General features: G+C 66.1%; 22 protein-coding genes. 17 read left to right on the top strand and 5 right to left on the bottom strand.

The window, feature by feature from the left end; translation table 11 throughout:
- Window positions 1-3 precede the first annotated feature (3 nt).
- Together FFS68_RS10390 and FFS68_RS10385 are read left to right on the top strand one after the other, a co-directional pair.
- Complete coding sequence (locus FFS68_RS10390; protein ID WP_137753122.1) at window positions 4-690, top strand: DUF4166 domain-containing protein; 687 nt, start codon at window positions 4-6, stop codon at window positions 688-690.
- Window positions 683-1807, top strand: coding sequence for a saccharopine dehydrogenase NADP-binding domain-containing protein (locus FFS68_RS10385; protein WP_137753121.1), 1125 nt, complete (start codon window positions 683-685; stop codon window positions 1805-1807). The genes FFS68_RS10390 and FFS68_RS10385 overlap by 8 nt, the downstream gene beginning before the upstream one ends.
- On the opposite strand, the gene FFS68_RS10380 is transcribed toward FFS68_RS10385, so the two are convergent.
- Both FFS68_RS10380 and FFS68_RS10375 read right to left on the bottom strand, forming a co-directional pair.
- A complete protein-coding gene (locus tag FFS68_RS10380; RefSeq protein ID WP_137753120.1) occupies window positions 1790-2803 on the bottom strand; it encodes a radical SAM/SPASM domain-containing protein in 1014 nt (337 codons plus the stop codon). The two genes, FFS68_RS10385 and FFS68_RS10380, sit on opposite strands and share 18 nt — an antisense overlap.
- Before the next feature lie 3 nt (window positions 2804-2806).
- Entirely contained in the window at window positions 2807-3115 is a 309-nt protein-coding gene (locus FFS68_RS10375; protein ID WP_137753119.1) for a hypothetical protein, read from the bottom strand.
- A gap of 312 nt (window positions 3116-3427) precedes the next feature.
- Here FFS68_RS10375 and FFS68_RS10370 point away from each other — a divergent pair, with 312 nt between their 5' ends.
- From FFS68_RS10370 to FFS68_RS10340, 7 genes are all read left to right on the top strand, one after another.
- Window positions 3428-5581 carry a prolyl oligopeptidase family serine peptidase gene (locus FFS68_RS10370; RefSeq protein ID WP_137753118.1) on the top strand — a complete coding sequence of 718 codons (2154 nt, stop codon included), beginning with the start codon at window positions 3428-3430 and terminating at the stop codon, window positions 5579-5581.
- The gene (locus FFS68_RS10365) at window positions 5581-6066 is read left to right on the top strand and encodes a GAF domain-containing protein (protein ID WP_137753117.1); all 486 of its coding nucleotides are present in this window, start codon (window positions 5581-5583) and stop codon (window positions 6064-6066) included. Before FFS68_RS10370 ends, FFS68_RS10365 begins: the two co-directional genes overlap by 1 nt.
- 131 nt (window positions 6067-6197) lie before the next feature.
- On the top strand, window positions 6198-7040 hold the full coding sequence (locus FFS68_RS10360; protein ID WP_137753116.1) for a glycine zipper 2TM domain-containing protein: 843 nt from the start codon (window positions 6198-6200) through the stop codon (window positions 7038-7040).
- A gap of 192 nt (window positions 7041-7232) precedes the next feature.
- Window positions 7233-7778, top strand: coding sequence for a hypothetical protein (locus tag FFS68_RS10355; RefSeq protein WP_137753115.1), 546 nt, complete (start codon window positions 7233-7235; stop codon window positions 7776-7778).
- A 200-nt stretch (window positions 7779-7978) separates the two neighbouring features.
- Complete coding sequence (locus FFS68_RS10350) at window positions 7979-8521, top strand: hypothetical protein (protein WP_137753114.1); 543 nt, start codon at window positions 7979-7981, stop codon at window positions 8519-8521.
- 65 nt (window positions 8522-8586) lie between these two features.
- Window positions 8587-9909 (top strand): M28 family peptidase, encoded by a 1323-nt coding sequence (locus FFS68_RS10345; RefSeq protein ID WP_137753113.1) that lies wholly within the window; start codon window positions 8587-8589, stop codon window positions 9907-9909.
- Window positions 9910-10025: 116 nt separating this feature from the next.
- Window positions 10026-10475: a PilZ domain-containing protein gene (locus FFS68_RS10340; protein ID WP_137753112.1), complete on the top strand. Its 450-nt coding sequence runs from the start codon at window positions 10026-10028 to the stop codon at window positions 10473-10475.
- 184 nt (window positions 10476-10659) lie between these two features.
- Here FFS68_RS10340 and ctrA read toward each other — a convergent pair whose 3' ends face one another.
- Both ctrA and FFS68_RS10330 read right to left on the bottom strand, forming a co-directional pair.
- The gene (ctrA, locus tag FFS68_RS10335; protein ID WP_088443381.1) at window positions 10660-11367 is read right to left on the bottom strand and encodes a response regulator transcription factor CtrA; all 708 of its coding nucleotides are present in this window, start codon (window positions 11365-11367) and stop codon (window positions 10660-10662) included.
- Between the two features lie 196 nt (window positions 11368-11563).
- A complete protein-coding gene (locus FFS68_RS10330; protein WP_137753111.1) occupies window positions 11564-12499 on the bottom strand; it encodes a LysR family transcriptional regulator in 936 nt (311 codons plus the stop codon).
- A 187-nt stretch (window positions 12500-12686) separates the two neighbouring features.
- Between FFS68_RS10330 and FFS68_RS10325 the strand changes: the two genes are divergently transcribed.
- The 7 genes from FFS68_RS10325 (at window position 12687) to FFS68_RS10295 (ending at window position 17029) form a co-directional block, all read left to right on the top strand.
- On the top strand, window positions 12687-13385 hold the full coding sequence (locus FFS68_RS10325; RefSeq protein ID WP_137753110.1) for a pirin family protein: 699 nt from the start codon (window positions 12687-12689) through the stop codon (window positions 13383-13385).
- A gap of 125 nt (window positions 13386-13510) precedes the next feature.
- Window positions 13511-14107: an NAD(P)H-dependent oxidoreductase gene (locus FFS68_RS10320; protein WP_137753109.1), complete on the top strand. Its 597-nt coding sequence runs from the start codon at window positions 13511-13513 to the stop codon at window positions 14105-14107.
- Between the two features lies 1 nt (window position 14108).
- Window positions 14109-14915 carry a class III extradiol ring-cleavage dioxygenase gene (locus FFS68_RS10315; RefSeq protein ID WP_249340124.1) on the top strand — a complete coding sequence of 269 codons (807 nt, stop codon included), beginning with the start codon at window positions 14109-14111 and terminating at the stop codon, window positions 14913-14915.
- A 24-nt stretch (window positions 14916-14939) separates the two neighbouring features.
- Window positions 14940-15623 carry an RNA pseudouridine synthase gene (locus FFS68_RS10310; protein WP_137753108.1) on the top strand — a complete coding sequence of 228 codons (684 nt, stop codon included), beginning with the start codon at window positions 14940-14942 and terminating at the stop codon, window positions 15621-15623.
- Complete coding sequence (arfB, locus tag FFS68_RS10305; protein WP_137753107.1) at window positions 15616-16017, top strand: alternative ribosome rescue aminoacyl-tRNA hydrolase ArfB; 402 nt, start codon at window positions 15616-15618, stop codon at window positions 16015-16017. The genes FFS68_RS10310 and arfB overlap by 8 nt, the downstream gene beginning before the upstream one ends.
- A 10-nt stretch (window positions 16018-16027) precedes the next feature.
- Window positions 16028-16618, top strand: a complete 591-nt coding sequence (locus FFS68_RS10300; protein WP_137753106.1) for an SOS response-associated peptidase family protein — start codon at window positions 16028-16030, stop codon at window positions 16616-16618.
- 87 nt (window positions 16619-16705) lie between these two features.
- On the top strand, window positions 16706-17029 hold the full coding sequence (locus FFS68_RS10295; protein WP_171003822.1) for a PilZ domain-containing protein: 324 nt from the start codon (window positions 16706-16708) through the stop codon (window positions 17027-17029).
- A gap of 204 nt (window positions 17030-17233) precedes the next feature.
- Here the strand turns inward: FFS68_RS10295 and FFS68_RS10290 are convergent, their stop codons facing one another.
- Window positions 17234-17659, bottom strand: coding sequence for an EVE domain-containing protein (locus FFS68_RS10290; RefSeq protein WP_137753104.1), 426 nt, complete (start codon window positions 17657-17659; stop codon window positions 17234-17236).
- Between the two features lie 124 nt (window positions 17660-17783).
- Here FFS68_RS10290 and FFS68_RS10285 point away from each other — a divergent pair, with 124 nt between their 5' ends.
- Window positions 17784-18713, top strand: coding sequence for a 2-oxoglutarate and iron-dependent oxygenase domain-containing protein (locus FFS68_RS10285; protein ID WP_137753103.1), 930 nt, complete (start codon window positions 17784-17786; stop codon window positions 18711-18713).
- Window positions 18714-18987: the final 274 nt, after the last annotated feature.

Here is an 18987-nt window from a genome sequence, read left to right as displayed (position 1 = left end):
ATGATGGGGCGGCGATTGGGCTATAGTCACGGGATCAAAGCCCCCTCCCCCAGTGCGCGCGAACAGGGCGGAGAGGATAGCGAAGCACGCACCGACGACCGCTTTCGCCGGCTTGTCCCACGCGCCGCCTGGGACGCGCTGCCCGCGGATGTGCGGCGGCGTTTTTCCAAGCGACTGACGGGCGTGGCGAGTGTGACCTATCGCGGCGAGATCGTGTGGACGCGGTTGTCGGGCGCGGGCTGGCTCCTCGCCCAGCTGTGCCGCCTGATCGGCGCGCCGCTGCCACTGGCGGCGAGCGGTCCCGCGCCCGCCGCGGTGGCGGTCAGCGAGGACCGGCAGAGCGGCGGCCAATGCTGGACGCGGCTCTACGGCCGGGCGCGCGGGCATCCACAGGTGATCCACAGCGCCAAGAGCTTTTCGGGTGCGACGGGGCTGGAAGAGCATATCGGCGGCGGGTTCGGCATGGCATTGACGGCGTATGCCGAGGGCGATGCGCTGATCTTCGCCTCTGACCATTATTTCTGGCGGCGCGGCAGCGTCCGGCTGCGGTTGCCCGGGTGGCTGACGCCGGGGCAAACCGTCGTCACGCACCAGCATCTGGGCAGCGGCCGCTTCGCCTTCGATCTCAAAGTCACGCACCCGCGGCTGGGCGAATTGGTCAACCAGCACGGGCTGTTCCGCGATGGCTGACCTGCGCGTCCTGCTGATCGGGGCGACGGGGGTGTTCGGGAGCCGGCTGGCCGAGCGCGCGGTGCTGGAACCCGGCATCGCGCTGACGCTGGCGGCGCGCGACCGGGCAAAGCTCGATGCGCTGGCGGCGCGGCTGGGCGGGCTGGCGGTGCGGGTGCTCGACCGCGAGCGGGTGACCGGCGCTGACCTCGCCGGGTTCGATGTCGTGGTCGATGCCGCGGGGCCGTTTCAGGCGTCGGCGCCGACGGTGATCGTGGCGGCGATCGCGGCCCGGGTCCATTATGTCGACCTGGCCGACGGGCGCGCGTTCGTTGCGGCGATCGGCGATCATGATGCGGCTGCAAAGGCGGCGGGGATCAGCGTCACCTGCGGCGCGAGTTCGATCCCGGCGCTGTCGCATGCCGTGATCGACGCGCTGACCGGGGGGTGGACGGGCATCGACAATATCCGCATCGGCATCTTTCCCGGCAACCGCGCGCCGCGCGGGCTGGCGGTGGTGCAGGCGATCCTGTCCTATGTCGGCCACCCGGTGCGCGTGTGGCGCGGCGGCGCGTGGACCGATGTGCCCGGATGGGGGATGACGCAGCGCTGGGCGGTGCCGGGGGTTGGGCGGCGCTGGGCGAGCGTGTGCGATACCCCCGAGCAGGATCTGCTCGTCGCGCGTTACGCCCCGCAGGGCAGCGCCGAGTTTTTCGCCGGAATGGAATTGAGCCTGCTTCACCTGGGGCTGGCGCTGCTGGCGTTGCCGGTGCGCTGGGGGTGGGTGCGCAGCCTGCGCCCGGCGGCGCGGCCGTTGCTGGCGATGGCGAAACTGCTGCTGCCGTTCGGGAGCGATATCGGGGCGATGGACGTGATTGTGACCGGGCAGGATGCGGGCGGCGCTCCCGCCCACGCGCGCTGGACGCTGCGCGCCGACGGCAACCGGGGGCCGTATGTGCCGGTGCTCGCGGCGCTGGCGATGCTGCGGCGGTTTCAGGGCGGGCGCCCGCCTGCGCCGGGGGCAAGGGTGTGCGCCGGGATGCTGACGCTGGCGGAGTCCGCGGCGGATTTTGCGGCGTTGGGGATCGCAACCTACGGCGCGGAAAGGGATCGCGCCCGCTTAATGCACCAGCTGTAGCTGCGCGCGGGTTTCGAGCAGTTCGTACCAGTTGAGATACGGCCAGCCCTCTTCATCATCGACCACCTCCTGCCACAGGCCGTGGCACAGGGCGCGCAGATCGCCGAGCGTCGACCTGCGGAAGCGGCGGGCGATCTCGGGCAGCGGTTCGCTGCCGAGACGGCCAAAGCGGAACCCCGGCCCCATCGCGTGGCAGATCGGGCTGAGCTCGCCATTCGCCATCACGACCAGCGGGTTGAGGATGTCCGAAAGCCGTGGGTTGCCCGCTGCGCCGCCCTCCCCCGGCACCACCAGATCGGGCCGCGCGGCGAGCGTTGCGCGGTTGAACAGATCGACATGGATCGCCAGCCGCTCGCCATAATCGGCCTGCAATGCCAGCGCCGTCAGCCAGGTCCGCGCAAGGATTTCGCCGTCGAGCTGGGCGCCCGCAAGCCCCTCTTGGGCCGCGCCGACCATGCCGAGCGGATGCAGCTGGAGGATGCGCGCGCCCTGCTTCACCGCAAACTCGGCCATCCACGGCAGATCGGCCAGGCTGTCGCGAGTCACCGTATGCGCGATCCCGAACGGCAGCCCGGCGCCGCGCACGACGTCGAGTCCCTTCAGCATCCGCGCGAAGGCGGTGGGCGAGCGGCGGATGCGGTTGTGCACCGCCTCGCGGCCGTCGACGCTCACCGCCACCAGGTCGAGCAGCGCCAGCGCCGCGGCCCGCCGCCCGGTCAGCACGGTGCCGTTGGTGACCGCGAGGCGCCGCAGTCCCAGCGCCTTCGCCGCCGCCAGCACCGCCGCGAAATCGTCGTAGAGAAACGGCTCGCCGCCCGAAAAGGCGACGACGCCATAGCCTTCGTTCGCGGCCTCCTCCAGAAAGTCGATCAGCGCGGCCACCGGCAATTGTTCGGTTTCACGCGGTCCCGAAGCCGAATAGCAATGCGCGCAGGCGAGGTTGCAACGACGGTTCAGGTGAACCTGAACCGTCTTGCTCGCAATGGCACCGACCAACGGTCAGTGCCCACGCACCGCGACATGGACATTGACCAGCCGTTCGGCCGGGATGCCGTTGATGATGACGCTGGGGTTGAGCGTGCCCGCGCTGAGCAGATCGCCCAATATGGTGCCGATCTTGGTCCGCGGCACCTTGAAATGCACGCTCGCCAGATCCTCGAACGGCGGGATGCCGTTGTCCAAGATGTCGATGATCTGGATGTCGCCGCTCGCTTCGATCTTCGCGACATGCTCGGCAAAGGCCTTCATTCGGCCCTTGTCGAAGCGGGCGGAGGAAAATTTGGTGGCTAAGTCGTGGGTCGCTTTCATCGGGAATATCCCTTCCGGTTACGCAGCCCGAACAATTGCGACCCGTGGCTGCGGTGACTCGGGTAAATCAGCACGCGATGGCTGACAAGTTAGTTGTTACGTAATACTATAGATAGAACATCTGTTTATGCCTAAATAACTGATACACTATTATTTATGCCCCACCGCGGCACATAGTCGGGCAGAATGGGAGGGTGGGCACTCGCACGGTCGGCGGCGAGCGACGCGGGACAAATCCACTTGCCCCCGGCTTTTCCATCCTTACATATCGGCGCACGATAATTTCCCCCGGATCATGAGGATCGCCTTGCCATGTCCCGTAAAGCCCTGTTCGCGCCGCTGGCGCTGGTTGCCCTTTCGATGACCCCCGCAGCGGTCCAGGCAGCCGAAGCCGCATCGGCCCCCGCACCGGCGCTGACCTATCCCGACACCGCGCGGGGTGACACGGTCGATCCGCAGTTCGGGGTCGATGTCGCCGATCCCTATCGCTGGCTGGAGGACGATGTTCGCGTCAATCCGAAGGTCGCCGATTGGGTCGCGGCACAGAACAAGGTCACCGACGCCTATCTCGCCACCCTGCCCGGCCGCGACACGTTCAAGAAACGGATGACCGAGCTGTATAATTACGAACGCTTCGGCCTGCCGACCAAAGCGGGGACGCGCTATTTCTATACCCGCAACGACGGGCTCCAGCCGCAGTCGGTGCTCTATGTCCGCGAGGGGCTGAAGGGCGAAGGGCGGGTGCTGATCGACCCCAATCTGTGGGCGAAGGATGGCGCCACCGCGCTCGCCGAATGGAACCCGTCGGAGGATGGCAAGCATCTGCTCTATTCGGTGCAGGACGGCGGCACCGACTGGCGCATCGTCCGGGTCAAGGACGTCGCGACCGGCCAGGATCTGTCCGACGAAGTGCGCTGGGTGAAATTTTCGGCACTCGATTGGGCGAAAGACGGCAGCGGCTTTTATTATTCGCGCTTCCCCGAACCCGTCGCGGGCGGCGCGTTCCAATCGCTCAACGAAAATCACAGCGTCTATTTCCACAAGCTCGGCACCCCGCAGAGCGCCGACGTGCTGATCCACGCCACTCCCGCCAAGCCCAAGCTCAACAACAGCGCGATCGTCACCGACGACGGCCAGTATCTGCTGGTGTTCGGGTCCGAAGGCACCGACGCGCGGCTGGGGCTGACGCTCTATCCGGTGGGCAAACGCATCGGGAAACCGATCACTTTGGTCGACGATTTCGCCAACAACTGGGACTATGTGACCAACCAGGGACCGCTGTTCACCTTTGTCACCAACAAGGGCGCGCCGCGCGAGCGGCTGGTGTCGATGGACATCCGCAATCCCGGCAAGCTGACCGAACTGGTCGCCGAAAGCGCGAACACGCTGGTCGGCGCGTCGCGGGTCGGCAACCGCATCATCCTGTCTTATCTGGGCGACGCGAAATCGCAGGCCGAAATGATCGCGCTCGACGGCAAAAAGGTCGCCAACATCAACCTCGCCGACATCGGGTCGGCATCGGGGTTCGGCGGCAAATCGAGCGACCCCGAAACCTTTTATGCCTTTTCCAGCTATGCGCGGCCGACCACGATCTACCGGCTCGATACCGCAACCGGAAAGAGCGAGATTTTCGCCGAGCCCAAGCTGACCTTCGACCCCAGCCAATTCTCGGTCGAGCAGCGTTTCTATAAATCGAAGGACGGTACCGAGGTGCCGATGTTCATCGTGATGAAGAAGGGCCTCGACCGCAGCAAGGGATCGCCGACGCTGCTTTACGGCTATGGCGGGTTCAACGTGTCGATGACCCCCGCTTTCTCGCCCACCCGTCTGGCGTGGGTCGACAAGGGCGGGGTGCTGGCGATCGCCAATCTGCGCGGTGGCGGCGAATATGGCAAAGCCTGGCACGATGCCGGGCGGCTCGCCAACAAGCAGAATGTCTTCGACGATTTCATCGGCGCGGGCGAATATCTGATCGCCCAGGGCATCGCCGGCAAAGGTCAGGTCGCGATCGAGGGCGGATCGAACGGCGGGCTGCTCGTCGGCGCGGTCACCAACCAGCGTCCCGACCTGTTCGCCGCGGCGCTGCCCGCGGTGGGGGTGATGGACATGCTGCGTTTCGACCGTTTCACCGCCGGGCGTTACTGGGTCGACGATTATGGCTATCCGTCGAAGGAGGGTGATTTCCGCAATCTGCTTCGCTACTCGCCCTATCATAATATCAAGGCGGGGGCGGCCTATCCCGCGGTGCTGGTGACCACCGCCGACACCGACGACCGCGTCGTGCCGGGGCACAGCTTCAAATATACCGCGCAGCTTCAACATGCCGAGGCGGGGAGCAAGCCGCATCTGATCCGCGTCGAAACCCGCGCCGGCCACGGCAGCGGCAAACCGACCGACAAGATCATCGCCGAGGCCGCCGACAAATATGCGTTCGCGGCGAAATGGACCGGACTGACGGTCGAATAATGTCCACCGCGCTTGCCTTTACCGCCACCGATCCGGCCGAACTGTGGGCCGAGGCGGGCGACGCCGCCGCGGCGCTGGTCGCGGGCGAGCCCGACGGCATCGCCAATATGGCGAATGTCGCGGCGCTGGTCTGGCAGGCGATCCCCGACCTCAATTGGGCGGGCTTCTATCGCTTTGACGGGCAGGAATTGGTGCTCGGCCCGTTTCAGGGCAAGGCGGCGTGCATCCGGATTCCGCTGGACAAGGGCGTATGCGGCGCCGCGGCGCGGCTGCGCGCGACGCAGCGGGTCGACGATGTCCACGCCTTTCCCGGCCATATCGCGTGCGACGCCGACAGCCGCAGCGAACTGGTCGTCCCGGTGATCGCGGACGATCGGCTGGTCGGCGTGCTCGACCTCGACAGCCCGCTGCCGGGGCGGTTTTCGGCCGCCGATCAGGCGGGGGCCGAGGCGCTGGTGGCGCGGATCGCGGGGGCGCTGGCATAGCCGCCACCCCCCGCACCATCTGACCCAAATCGGGACGCAATCCTCACGGTTAACGGATTCGCGAAAAGCCGCCAATTTTGCTAACAAGCTGTTAACCAATCGGTTCGGGCCGAGGGAACAGGGAGTTAGACATGCGTACGTTCGTTCTGTTGGGGGTGGCCGCAGGGTCGTTGTTGCTGGCGGGCCGTGCGCATGCCGAAGCGCCGATGATCGACGCGCGCGCCGCCGCTGATGTCGCAGCCGGCGTATCCTATGATCACGACCCGCGCCCGGCGCTGGATTATGGCGCGCCCGCCGATCCCGACGTGCGCGTGTACACCGGCCATGCCGACCGGGTGCCGAGCGAAGTCGAATATCGCCGCGTGTCGGGTTACGACGCCGAGGGCCGCTGGACCGGCACCTGGAACGGTAGCTATGAAGCGCCCGACGGCCGCCGGTACGACGGCAGCTATGAAGGCACGGTCGAGGGGCATGGCGCGGGTTATCCGCCGCCGCATCACGGCCATCATGGGGGCGGGTACGACCCGCGCCACGATGCAGAAATGGAACGCCGCTGTGGCCGGGGGGGTACAGTGGGCGGCGCGGTTGTCGGCGGAGTCGTGGGGGGCGTCGTCGGCAACCGCATCGCGGGGCGCGGTGATCGCACCGCGGGCACGCTGATCGGCGGCGGGCTTGGCGCGCTGGCCGGTGCCGCGATCGGCGACGCGTCGGACAAGAAGAAATGCGAGGCCTGGTGGTCGAGCCGCGGCGCTTATCATGGCGGCGCGAGCTATTATCAGAGCAGCTATGGTTACGGCTATGGCTATTACACCCCGGGCGTCGTGGTCACGACGATCATCACCGGTGGTGCGCCCGTGGTGACCGAAACGGTCGAGACGACCACCCGCACCTATTATGAAAATGTGCCGGTGCGGAAACGCTATGTGGCGAAGAAAAAGTGGAAGCCCCGGCCCAAGCCGCGCTGCGCCTGCTGACATACCCGATAGGTCTGGTCACCTGTATCTGGTCCGAAGGCCCGCCATCGCAGCGATGGCGGGCCTTTTCCATATCGAGACTCGCCTCGTCGCGCGGCGGCAACGGTTCAGCGGCGCGAAAGCATCGGCGGCCTAGACCAGCGACATTGCGGGCGGGACCATCCATTGCCCGCCCTTGGGGAGTATCCCTCGATGCGTAAATTCACCAGCCTTGCCGCCGCTGCCGCCGTCGTCGTCACCTCGGTGGGGATCAGCGCCGTCCCCGCCGAAGCGCGCCAGCGCCATGGCGGCTGGGGTCATCGCCATCACGACCGCATCAGCACCGGCGACGTGCTCGGCGGCCTGCTGATCATCGGCACCATCGCCGCGATCGCCGGCGCTGCGAGCAAGAACAAGCGCGAGCGCGCGCCCGACTATCGTTACGATCCGCCGTATCGCGACGACCAGCGCTATGAGCAGCGCGACGGCGATTATGTGCCGCCGGTCGACGACCGTCCGGAAGCCGGCGACACGCGCCCCTATGGCAATGGCGATGCCCAGACCCGCGCCGCCGATGCGTGCAGCTGGGCGGTCGAGGCCGAAATGGGCGACGACGCGCGCGTCGATCGCATCGACGGCACCGAAGCGAACAACGGCGGCTGGTACGTCACCGGCACCGCGTCGCGGCTGGGCGGCGAGGTTCGCAGTTTCGGGTGCAGCTATCGAAACGGCCGCGTCGTCGACGTCAATTTCGGCTGAACCTCGCCGCTTCATCAACAGCTTAACGCAGGGCCGCGTCACCTTTGGGTGGGGCGGCCCTTCGTGTTGAAGCTGAACCCCGGCAAAACCAAGGCTGAACGCCAGATAAGCGACGGGTTCAGCACCGCGTCACCCGCGAATCGCTAAACCGTCTCCAACAGGCTGCAACGCTGCTGCCTGCGCCTGAAGGAGACCGAACCATGGCTATCAAGACCAACCTGACCAAGGCCGCAATTGGTGCGGCCACCGCTGGCGCGATGTTGATGAGCGCCGCGCCCGCCGCCGCCCGCGACCGGTACGACCGCGACGGGATCAGTGCGGGCGAAGTGATCGCCGGCGCCGTCGTGCTCGGCGGCCTCGCCGCGATTTTGTCGAGCGGCAACAACGACCGCTATGACCGTTATGACGACCGCTATCGCTACGACGACCGTTATCGTGGCCGCTATGACGACCCGCGTTACGGCTATGGCTATGACTATAACCGCTATGGCAACAGCCGCAGCGCGGTGAACCAGTGCGTGAACGCGGTCGAACGCGGCAGCCGCCGCTATGGCAGCACCGACGTCACCCAGGTGACGAGCATCGATCGCAAGCGCGACGGGTATAAGGTGAAGGGCCGCGTCGTCGTCCGCGACGGTTACGGCGGCCGCTGGGGCCGTGGCGGTTACTACGACCAGGGTAAATTCACCTGTGACATCCGTTATGGCCGCGTGCAGGACATCCGTTTCTCGGGCCTGCGCTGACCTTGAAGCCCCTCCCCTGCCGGGGAGGGGCTTTTCTTTATGGCCACAACGCCGCATGAAGCGGTATGATCAAACACAGCCTGCTCGCCGCCCTGCTCCTCGCCGCGCCCGTTGCGGCGCACGCGAAGGACGAAACCCCCGCCGCCGATCCCGCGCGCCTGAAAGCCGACGTCGAAAAGCTGGTGTCGTTCGGCACCCGCCACACGCTGTCGTCGACGACCGATCCGAAACGCGGCATCGGCGCCGCGCGCAACTGGGGCGCGGCCGAGTTCGGACGGATTTCCAAGGCTTGCGGCGGTTGCCTGACCATCGAACGGATCGCCGATCGCTTTGACGGGCCGCGCGCGCCGGACGGCGTCATTGTCGAAAATGTGCTGGCGATCCAGAAAGGCACCGGCGACCCCGCGCATGTCATCATCATCGCGGGGCATATCGACAGCCGTGTCAGCGACCCGATGAATTTCACCGCCGACGCCCCCGGCGCCAACGACGATGCGTCGGGCACCGCGCTGGTGATCGAGGCGGCGCGGCTGCTGTCGAAGCAGCAGCATCGCGCGACGATCGTCTATGCGCTGCTGTCAGGCGAGGAGCAGGGATTGTGGGGCGGCCGCCTGTTGGCCAAGCACGCCAAGGCGCAGAATTGGCCGGTCGCGGCGATGCTGAACAACGACATCGTCGGCGGCGTGCACGGAACCGACGGCACGATCGTCGCCCATCGGGTGCGGGTGTTCAGCGAGGGCATCCGCGCGTCGGAGGATCTGGCGGCGCAGCTGGCGCGGCGCGGCATCGGCGGCGAGGACGACGGCCCGTCGCGCGCACTGGCCAAGGCGGCGATCCGGGCGGGCGAGCAAAGCCCGGCGATCGGACTCGAGGTGCTGGCGGTGCGCCGCCCCGACCGCTTTCGCCGCGGCGGCGACCATCTGCCGGCGCTCGAACTCGGCTATCCGGCGATCCGCTTCACCGTCGGGATCGAGGATTATGATCACCAGCATCAGGATTTGCGGACCGACAATGGCCGAAAATATGGCGACACCGTCGACGAGATGGATTTTGCCTATCTGGCGCGCGTCACCGCGCTCAACGTCGCGCTGGCCAGCGAGCTGGCGGCCGCGCCGCCCGCGCCCGCCAGCGTCAGCATCGACGGCGCGGTCAGCTCGAACACGACGGTCAAATGGACACCGGTCAAGGATGCCGCCGCCTATCGCGTCCACTGGCGCCGCGCCGACACGCTCGACTGGACCGACAGTCGCCAGGTCGCGGGCGATGCCGCGAGCGAACTGGTGCTGCCCGGAGTGATCGTCGACGATCATTTCTTTGGCGTGTCGGCGCTGGCGGCCGACCGCAGCGAAAGCATCGTAACATTCGGCGGGCTCCCGCCCGCGCCCTGACCGGCAATAATTACCGAACACGCTATACGAAAATTTACCTTCTGCCTTTACAGCCAAGGAGGGACCATGAATTTTTCGGCCAACGTGGGGGTTGGGCGACAACGATGGGTCGCGCCATGTCAATTCCCGAGGTTCCTTCTGCCTCCCCTCCCCCGGGCGAAAAGCGCCAGCCGCGCCAGTCGCGACTGGTCAAGGCGGCGCTCGCCTGCGCGCGCCTTGGTCAATTCGATGCAACGATCCGCAACGTGTCCGAAACCGGCATCGGCGGACAGGCACCGGACGCGCTCCATATCGGTGAGCGGATCACGGTGTTCCTGCCCGGGCACGAACCGATGCTCGGCACGGTGCGCTGGGTCGCGGGCAATCGTTTCGGGATCGAAACCGATCGGCCGGTCGAAACCAGCCAGCTCCGCACCGCGCATGGCAGCGGGGCGACTGCACCGGAAAATGTCGCGGGGTTCGAGATCATCCCGCCACCGTCCGCCCCCGCACGCCGCCCCGGGCTGGTGCTGGGCGCGGCTCAACAGGGCCATTTCGGGCGCAGTGTGTGGCAGGATAAGCGGTAATATGGGCGGCGGCGATGCCGCGCTGGCCACCTGGATCAAGCCTGTCCCGAGCCTGTCGAAGCGTCCGGGGTGACGACTTAAACAAGGGTGGCAAACCGCCGAAAGCCAGGTTTTGTCCAAAAGAAAACCGGCGCGGATTGCTCCGCGCCGGCTTCCCTCGGTAAATTATGTGATATGCCGTGCGTCAGGCGACGCGGCGCACCTCATTGCCTTCGTCGTCGATGTCACGAAGAACATAACCGCGGCCCCAGACCGTCTCGATATAATTTTCGCCTTCGCACGCCAGCGCCAGTTTTTTGCGCAGCTTGCAGATGAAGACGTCGATGATTTTGAGTTCGGGCTCGTCCATCCCGCCATAGAGGTGGTTGAGGAACATTTCCTTGGTCAGCGTCGTGCCCTTGCGCAGCGACAGCAGCTCGAGCATCTGATATTCCTTGCCGGTCAGATGCACGCGGGTCGTATCGACCTCGACCGTCTTGGTGTCCAGATTGACCGCCAGCTTGCCGGTCTTGATGACCGACTGGCTGTGGCCCTTCGATCGGCGGACGACCGCATGGATGCGGGCGACAAGTTCGTCGCGGTGGAACGGCTTGGTGACATAATCGTCGGCGCCAAAGCCGAACGAACGCACCTTTGAATCCATTTCGGAAATGCCCGACAGGATCAGCACCGGCGTCTGCACTTTCGCGGTGCGGAGCTTTTTCAGCACGTCATAGCCGTGCATGTCGGGCAGGTTCAGGTCGAGCAGGATGATGTCGTAATCATAGAGCTTGCCCAGGTCCAAGCCTTCTTCACCCAAATCGGTGGTATAGACATTGAAGCCTTCGGTCGTGAGCATCGTGTCGATCGCCTTGGCGGTCGTCGGCTCGTCCTCGATCAGCAATACGCGCATTGGGCACCCCTCGATTGTTTCCCACGATGATCCCGCGACCGTCCGCATGATCATCCTGCGATGCCACCGACGACCCCCGTTGCGGGACTGCCGGAACATTAACCACGAAACTAATGAAGGGAAAAGGTTAATTTTGATTTAACCCGCGGAACTCCGCGAGTCGCGGCAAATTCGAGCCGCCGGATTCGCGGATTTTTTACGCAGTCCCCAGCGCCAGATGCTGGGCGTGCGCGCCGGTGCATGACCGCTTTAGCCCATCGACCAGATAGTCGGCCAGCGCGCGCACCCGCGCCGGGCGCAGTCGCGACGGCGGCGACAACAGGTGCAGATAGGCCTGCGGCAGCGACCAGTCGGGCAGGATGCGGACGAGCGCCCCCGACGCCAGCGCATCGGCGGCGATGAAATCGGGCAGTACCGCAATGCCGCCGCCGGCGATCAGCAGCGGGATCATGATATCGCCATTGTTGGTGAACAGCGGCCCGGTCGGGATCACCGTCGCTTCCTCCTCGCCGCGATGGAAACGCAGCGGCAGGGTGCGCTCGCGGTGGCCATAGCCGATCAGCCGATGGCCCGAAAGATCGAGCGGATGGCGCGGGATGCCGTGCCGATCGAGATAGGCCGGGCTGGCCAGTACCGACGCCGCCACCGGCGCGATCGTGCGCGCGAGCAGGCTGCTATCCTCCATCGTGGCGATGCGCAGCCCCAGGTCGATGCCCTCGGCCACCAGGTCGTGGCGCGCGTCGCTGAGCATCACGTCGATCTCGACCGCCGGATGCAGGTCGAGAAAAGCCGCTATCGGCGCGCCGAGCACCTTGATGCCAAAGCTCATCGGCGCCGCCAGGCGGATTGGCCCGGCCAGATCGACGCGGTCGCCGCGTGCCGCCTCGGTCGCCGCGGTCGCCGCCGCCACCATCGCCTGCGCCTCGCCCAGCAGCCCCGCCCCCGCGGTCGAAACGGTGACGACGCGCGAACTGCGATAGAGCAAGGCGATGCCCAGCGCAGCCTCGAGGCGGGTCACCGCCTTTGACACGCTCGCTTTTGACATCCCGAGCGCGGTCGCCGCGGCGGTAAAGCTGCCACCATCGGCGACGGCGACAAAACAGGCCCAGCCTTCGTAATCGGGCAGCGACATTCCGGTGCTCCTCCATTCTCACCGTAGCCCTGAGCCGGTGTTGGCTTCAACGAATTACCTCATTTACGGAAACGATAGATTTCTATCTACGCTATTTTAGAAACAATCCCAATCGCTATCTTGGCCTCAACACCGAAGCGCCGCCGGGCATCGTGCCACGGCGCGGCGCGACAGAAAGGACAAGGCCATGATCGACATTCGCAAATTCGACACGCTGGGCCACGCCGACCACGGTTGGCTCGACGCCCGCCACCACTTCTCCTTCGCCAATTATCATGACGAAGGCCGGATGGGCTGGGGCGCGCTGCGCGTGTGGAACGACGACGCCATCGCGGCGCAGTCGGGTTTCCCCCCGCACCCGCACCGCGACATGGAAATCATCACCTATGTCCGCACCGGCGCGATCACCCACCGTGACAGCATGGGCAACAGCGGCCGCACCGCGGCAGGCGATGTTCAGGTGATGAGCGCCGGCACCGGCGTGACCCACAGCGAGTTCAACCTGGAGGATGAGGAAACCACGCTGTTCCAGATCTGGATCATGCCCGATCAGAGCGGCGGCAACCCCGGCTGGGGCGCGCGTCAGTTCCCCCAGAATGATCGTTCGGGCCAGTTCGTGACGCTGGCGAGCGGCATCGCAGGCGACACCGACGCACTGCCGATCCGCGCCAATGCCCGCGTCGCGGCGGCTACGGTGAATGCCGGTGAGCGCGTCTCCTACGACCTCGACGCCGGTCGCCATGCCTATCTGGTCGCCGCCAAGGGCCGCATCCGCGTCAACGGCACCGACGCCGACCCGCGCGACGGCATCGCGCTGCGCGATGTCGGGACGATCACCGTCGAGGCGCTCGACGACGCCGAGCTGGTGCTCGTCGACAGCCTCTGACGACGCCTTGGGCCGCTGCCTTGTCCCCTCCCTGAAGGCGGCGGCCCACCTCGGTGCCGCGAGTTTCCCCGGCTCGCGGCACCCCCTGCCCCTCCCATTCCAATTCAAGTCAAAGGAGTAATCACATGTCGCATATTCTTCGCATCGACGCCTCGGCCCGCCACAGCGGTTCGACCACCCGCCAGCTCGCCGACCAACTCGTCACCCGCCTGGTCGAACGGGACTATGGCAGCGCCGTCACCCGCCGCGACCTGGCGCTCACCCCGCCTACCCTGCTCACCGAAGCCTGGGTCGGCGCCAACTTCACCGACGATGCCGATCGCAGCGACGACCAGCGCGCGGTGCTCGCCCATTCGGACGAACTGATCGCCGAGCTCGAAGCCGCCGACACCATCGTCATCGGCGTCCCGGTTTACAATTTTGCCATCCCCGCGGCGCTGAAAGCGTGGATCGACCTGATCGCCCGCGCCCGCCGCACCTTCCGCTACACCGAAACCGGCCCCGAAGGGTTGCTCAAGGGCAAGAAGGCCTATCTGGTCGTCGCATCGGGCGGCGTGCCGGTCGGCAGCGACTATGATTTCGCCACCGGCTATCTCCGCCACGTCCTTGGCTTCGTCGGCATCACCGACGTCACCGTCATCGAGGCGGGTCAGCAGATGATGGACGGCGAAGCGGTGACCCGCGCGACGGCTGCCATCGATCAGCTGAAGCAGGCCGCCTGACATGTCGATGCGCCGTCTGCCGAGCTTGTTCCTTTCGCATGGCTCGCCGATGATGGCGCTCGAGCCCAGCCCGGCGCGAGATTTCCTCGCCGGGCTGGGTACCCAATTGCCGCGTCCGCGCGCGATCCTGGTCGTTTCGGCGCATCATGATGCGGCGTATCAGGGCGGCCGCGCGACCGTCACCGCCGCGTCCGCGCCGCCGACGATCCACGACTTCGGCGGCTTTCCCGACGAACTGTTCGCGATGCGCTACCCCGCGCCGGGCGATCCGGTACTGGCAGCGCGGGTCGTCGATCTGCTCGCGGGCCATGGCCTGACCGTCAACGCCGATCCCGACCGCGGACTCGACCATGGCGCGTGGGTGCCGCTATCGCTGATGTATCCGCACGCCGACATTCCGGTCGTCCAGCTGTCGATCGCGTCGAACGCGACGCCCGAATGGCATTATGCGCTGGGTCAAGCGCTGACCCCGCTGCGCGACGACGGCGTGCTGGTTGTCGGGTCGGGCAGCATCACGCATAATTTGCGCGCACTGTTCTCTGCGCGCCTGGCGATCGACGCGCCGGCGCCCACCTGGGTTACTGCCTTCACCGACTGGATCGCCGAGCGCATGGCGGCGGGCGCGATCGACGATGTGCTGCACAGCATCGAACGCGCTCCACACGGCGCCGACAATCACCCGACCCCCGACCATATTCTGCCGCTGTTCGTCGCGATGGGTGCGGGTGGATCGCCGTTTCGGGCCGAGCGGCTGCACCACAGCACGACCTATGGGCTGCTCGCGATGGATGTTTACGCTTTCGACTGAGCCATGGGCCGCCTATAGCGCGCCATGCTCCTTTCAGACCGTGTCCTGTTCCTCGATGGCGAGGCTCTCGTTATCGACAAGCCCGCTGGCCTGCCCGTCGACGCACCGCGCGACGGCAGCATCAGCCTCGAAAATCATCTCGACCTGCTCAAATTCGGGTTTAAGCGCTGGCCGCTCGCGGTCCACCGGCTCGACCGCGACACCTCGGGCTGCCTGCTGCTGGCGCGCAATCCCAAGGCGCATGGGCGCTTCACCCGCGCGTTCGAGGATCGCGAGGTCGAGAAGCAATATCTGGCGATCGTCGATGGCGTGCCGGAGGCCGACAGCGGCACGATCAACCTGCCGCTGAGCAAGGTGTCGACCGCCGAGGATGGCTGGCGGATGGTCGGCGACCCGAAAGGCAAGCCGTCGATTTCGCATTGGGAAAAGCTGGCGGTGGTCGATGGCCGCAGCCTGCTGCGCTTTCGCCCCGAAACCGGCCGCACCCACCAGATCCGCGTCCACGCGCTCGAAGGGCTGGGCTTCGCGCTGGTCGGCGATCCGGTTTACGGACGCGGCGGCACCAAAACCCGTACCTTGCTGCACGCCGAACGGCTGGTCGTAAAACGTGACGTCAAGCCGTCGGTAATTGCCGAGGCCCCCTTCCCCGACGCGTTTATCGCGTTGGGATTTACGGCGCCGGAGGGAGCGGAGCCGACGCGTGGCTGAGATCCCCGAAAGCGCGATTTCGGAAAAATTTCTCGCCGGCACCGGGCCGGGCGGGCAAAATGTCAACAAGGTCGCGACCGCGTGCCAGCTGCGCGTCAATGTCTATGCGCTGGGGCTCGATCCCGACGCCTATAAACGCTTGAAAACGCTGGCGGGTAGCCGGATGACCACCGACGGCGAGCTGATCATCCTGGCGCGCCGGTATCGCACCCAAGAGGGCAACCGCGCCGATGCCCGCGAGCGCCTGTCGGCGCTGATCGACGCCGCGCTGGTGCGCCCCGAACGGCGGATCAAGACCAAGCCGAGCAAGGCCGCCAAAGCGCGCCGGGTCGATAGCAAGAAAGCGCGTAGCAGCGTCAAGGCCGGGCGCGGACGGGTGCGCGGAATCGACTGAAAATCCTGCGATGACAAATCTTTACCGTCTCGACGCCCCCGCCGCCGCGATCGCCGCGGCGTTTAATGCCGAGGCCGGCAGCGACCCGTGGAGCGGCGATTATGTCGCCCCCGGGCGCCCCGCGCCGGTGATCGTCAGCGACGGCCGCGGTGGCGCGCGCCGCTTTCTGCGCCCGAAACTATGGGGGGTGCCGCCACCGCCGCGCGGCGACCGGCCGGTGACGCACGTCCGCAACCTGTCGAGCCCGTTCTGGATCGGCACATTGCGCCACGCCGAGCTGCGCTGCCTGATCCCCGCCACCGCCTTTGCCGAGTGGTCGGGGCCAGAGGGGACGCGCCGCCAGCACTGGTTTTCGGTGCCGTCGCAGCCGATCTTCGCCTTTGCCGGCATCCACCGCCAGAGCGAGGACTGGCCCTGTTTTGCGATGCTCGCGACCGAGCCCAACCGGCTGGTCGGCCAATATCAGCCGCACGCGATGCCGGTTATCCTGCACCCCGACCAGCATGCGACCTGGCTGAGCGGCGAATGGCGCGATGCGGTGGCGCTCGCGGTTCCCTATCCCGGTCAGGCCATGGCGGTCGGCGACGCCCCGCCGATGTAAGCGATTTTCACCATATCCCTTCACTTCAAGGTAACCACCAGCGCCGTAAAAGGAGGCGAATCAAATGTAACCGCTGGGACCAAAGCAGTGTTGGGGAATCGCATCATCGAGGCCAAACGGCCCGCCACCACCGGCCGCCGCGCCGAACGCGCTCCGGTACAGGCCCGCGCCCGCTATCGCGAGGCCGGGCTGAACCCCTTCGACGTCGAATTGTTCGACCTGTCGTCGACCGGCTTTCGCATGGTCACCTTTTTCCGACCGCAGCTCGGCAAGCATATCTGGGTCAACCTGCCCGGGCTGCAGCCGCTCGAAGCCATCGTCCGCCGCGCCGATGGCAACAGCTACGGGTGCGAGTTCGTCGATCCGCTCCACCCGTCGGTGGCGAAACATCTGCAGGTGAAGCTGCGCTAACTATCAACCTTCCCCCTTGATGGGCGGAAGGATACGCAGCCTTGCCACGCATGTGACTAGGCGAAGTTGGAGGGGGTGATGGTGCGTCCTTGCACCCACGCCTCAGGGCGCGACCGCACCCCCACCGCTGCGACTAGGCGGCAAGCCGCCAAGCCTCGCTGCCTCCCCCACCAAGGGGGAGGGAACCCTAGCCGAACGCGGCGCTCAATCCGCCGCCGTCTCCGACTTCTGCAAAATATGCTGCCACTCGGCGGGCGTCACGCGCCCGACGGACAGCCGCGACTGGCGGATCAGATCCATGTCGCCAAGTTTGGGATCGGCCTTGATCGCCGCCAGCGTCACCGGATGCTTCAGCGCCCGTACCGGTTCGACGCGCACCACGACCCACGGCGAGCCTGCATCGGCGGTCGGATCGGGGAAGGCAGTTTCGGTGACGCGCATGATCCCCACGCATTCCTTGCCGATATTGCTGTGGTAAAACAGCGCCTCGTCACCGACCTGCATCGCTTTCAGGTTGAGCTTGGCGGTGTGGTTGCGCACCCCGTCCCAGATGCCGGTGCCTTCGCGCACCAACTGCTCCCACGGATAAGCGTCGGGTTCGGATTTCATCAGCCAATATGATTTTGCCATGGCGCTCTCTTAGCAAGCATCGGCGGTTTGAAAAGAGCGAGCCTCTTTCCCTGCCCCGCCGACACCCCTACATGCGGACACAGAGTCGCGGTCGCCCAAGCGCCGCCCCAAATTGGATGATGATATGACCGCCGCTGTTCCCACCATCTCGATGTCGCTTCCCGCCGACCAGTTCGCCAAGGACTTTGGCGCCTCGTTCGAACGCTTCGGCTTTGCGATGATCACCGATCATGGCATCGACCCGGCGCTGATCGACGACGCTTGGGTGAAGGCGAAGGATTTCTTCGCGCTGCCCGAAGACACCAAGCGCGCCTATCATATCCCCGGCGGCGGCGGCGCGCGCGGCTATACGCCGTTCGGGACCGAAATCGCCAAGGGCGCGAAGGAAGTCGACCTCAAGGAATTCTGGCACGTCGGCCGCGACCTGCCCGCCGGCCACCGCCTCGCTGCGCAGCAGCCAAACAATGTCTGGCCCGCCGAAGTCGATGGCTTCCGCGCCGTCTATGACAAGCTCTTCGCCGAGTTCGACCGCGTCGGCGGCCAATTGCTGTCGGGCATCGCGCGCTACCTCGGCCTCGCCCCCGATTTCTTCGACGACACGGTGCTCGACGGCAACAGCGTGATGCGCCTGCTCCACTATCCGCCCGTCGAAGCGCCCGCCAAGGGCATCCGCGCCGAGGCACATGAGGACATCAACACGATCACTTTGCTGCTCGGCGCCGAAGAAGCGGGCCTGGAAATCCTCGACAAGGACGGCAGCTGGCTCCCGGTCAGCCCGCCGCCGGGGGCGATGGCGGTCAATGTCGGCGACATGCTGCAACGGCTGACCAACAACAAGCTCCCCTCCACCACCCACCGCGTCCGTAACCCCGATGCCGGACGGGCGAGTGTGGCGCGTTATTCGATGCCGTTTTTCCTGCACTTTCGCTCGGATTATCCGATCGAGACGCTGGAAAGCTGCATCGATGCGGCGCACCCGAACCTGTATCCGACGTCGATTACTGCCGATGAGTATTTGCAGGAGCGGCTGCGCGAGATTGGGTTGAAGAAATAAATCACCCGCTCATTCGTCACCCCGGACTTGATCCGGGGTCCAGACGACGGGTCAGCGATGGATGCCGGATCAAGTCCGGCACGACGAAGATGGAAAGTCCGCTTTGGGGTGGCCAGCAGCCATGGCCGTCTTCGGTGATCCCGGGGCGGGGCTGCGATCCGGTCGGCGCATGGGCCGAGCCATCATGCCAAAGTTCAGTAAAGTTCAGCCTAGTGCAGCGCCTGATTTGTCGTGTTTGGCGGACAGAGGGCGGCTGGTTCTTGGCTGCATCCGG

This window comes from Sphingopyxis sp. L1A2A, from assembly GCF_005502465.1.
Taxonomy (GTDB): domain Bacteria; phylum Pseudomonadota; class Alphaproteobacteria; order Sphingomonadales; family Sphingomonadaceae; genus Sphingopyxis.
The sequence above is the reverse complement of the archived record's forward strand: the minus strand, read 5'-3'. Positions and strand labels throughout refer to the sequence as shown.

What these genes read in the sequence shown, in the direction of transcription:
- FFS68_RS10325 (WP_137753110.1), top strand. Translation starts at nt 12,687, where the DNA reads ATGATCGACATTCGCAAATTCGACACGCTGGGCCACGCCGACCACGGT.
- FFS68_RS10365 (WP_137753117.1), top strand. Translation starts at nt 5,581, where the DNA reads ATGTCCACCGCGCTTGCCTTTACCGCCACCGATCCGGCCGAACTGTGG.
- FFS68_RS10300 (WP_137753106.1), top strand. Translation starts at nt 16,028, where the DNA reads ATGACAAATCTTTACCGTCTCGACGCCCCCGCCGCCGCGATCGCCGCG.
- FFS68_RS10340 (WP_137753112.1), top strand. Translation starts at nt 10,026, where the DNA reads ATGTCAATTCCCGAGGTTCCTTCTGCCTCCCCTCCCCCGGGCGAAAAG.
- FFS68_RS10330 (WP_137753111.1), bottom strand. Translation starts at nt 12,499, where the DNA reads ATGTCGCTGCCCGATTACGAAGGCTGGGCCTGTTTTGTCGCCGTCGCC.
- FFS68_RS10315 (WP_249340124.1), top strand. Translation starts at nt 14,109, where the DNA reads ATGTCGATGCGCCGTCTGCCGAGCTTGTTCCTTTCGCATGGCTCGCCG.
- FFS68_RS10350 (WP_137753114.1), top strand. Translation starts at nt 7,979, where the DNA reads ATGGCTATCAAGACCAACCTGACCAAGGCCGCAATTGGTGCGGCCACC.
- FFS68_RS10290 (WP_137753104.1), bottom strand. Translation starts at nt 17,659, where the DNA reads ATGGCAAAATCATATTGGCTGATGAAATCCGAACCCGACGCTTATCCG.
- FFS68_RS10370 (WP_137753118.1), top strand. Translation starts at nt 3,428, where the DNA reads ATGTCCCGTAAAGCCCTGTTCGCGCCGCTGGCGCTGGTTGCCCTTTCG.
- FFS68_RS10360 (WP_137753116.1), top strand. Translation starts at nt 6,198, where the DNA reads ATGCGTACGTTCGTTCTGTTGGGGGTGGCCGCAGGGTCGTTGTTGCTG.
- FFS68_RS10385 (WP_137753121.1), top strand. Translation starts at nt 683, where the DNA reads ATGGCTGACCTGCGCGTCCTGCTGATCGGGGCGACGGGGGTGTTCGGG.
- FFS68_RS10310 (WP_137753108.1), top strand. Translation starts at nt 14,940, where the DNA reads ATGCTCCTTTCAGACCGTGTCCTGTTCCTCGATGGCGAGGCTCTCGTT.
- FFS68_RS10390 (WP_137753122.1), top strand. Translation starts at nt 4, where the DNA reads ATGGGGCGGCGATTGGGCTATAGTCACGGGATCAAAGCCCCCTCCCCC.
- FFS68_RS10285 (WP_137753103.1), top strand. Translation starts at nt 17,784, where the DNA reads ATGACCGCCGCTGTTCCCACCATCTCGATGTCGCTTCCCGCCGACCAG.
- ctrA (WP_088443381.1), bottom strand. Translation starts at nt 11,367, where the DNA reads ATGCGCGTATTGCTGATCGAGGACGAGCCGACGACCGCCAAGGCGATC.
- FFS68_RS10345 (WP_137753113.1), top strand. Translation starts at nt 8,587, where the DNA reads ATGATCAAACACAGCCTGCTCGCCGCCCTGCTCCTCGCCGCGCCCGTT.
- FFS68_RS10355 (WP_137753115.1), top strand. Translation starts at nt 7,233, where the DNA reads ATGCGTAAATTCACCAGCCTTGCCGCCGCTGCCGCCGTCGTCGTCACC.
- FFS68_RS10375 (WP_137753119.1), bottom strand. Translation starts at nt 3,115, where the DNA reads ATGAAAGCGACCCACGACTTAGCCACCAAATTTTCCTCCGCCCGCTTC.
- FFS68_RS10320 (WP_137753109.1), top strand. Translation starts at nt 13,511, where the DNA reads ATGTCGCATATTCTTCGCATCGACGCCTCGGCCCGCCACAGCGGTTCG.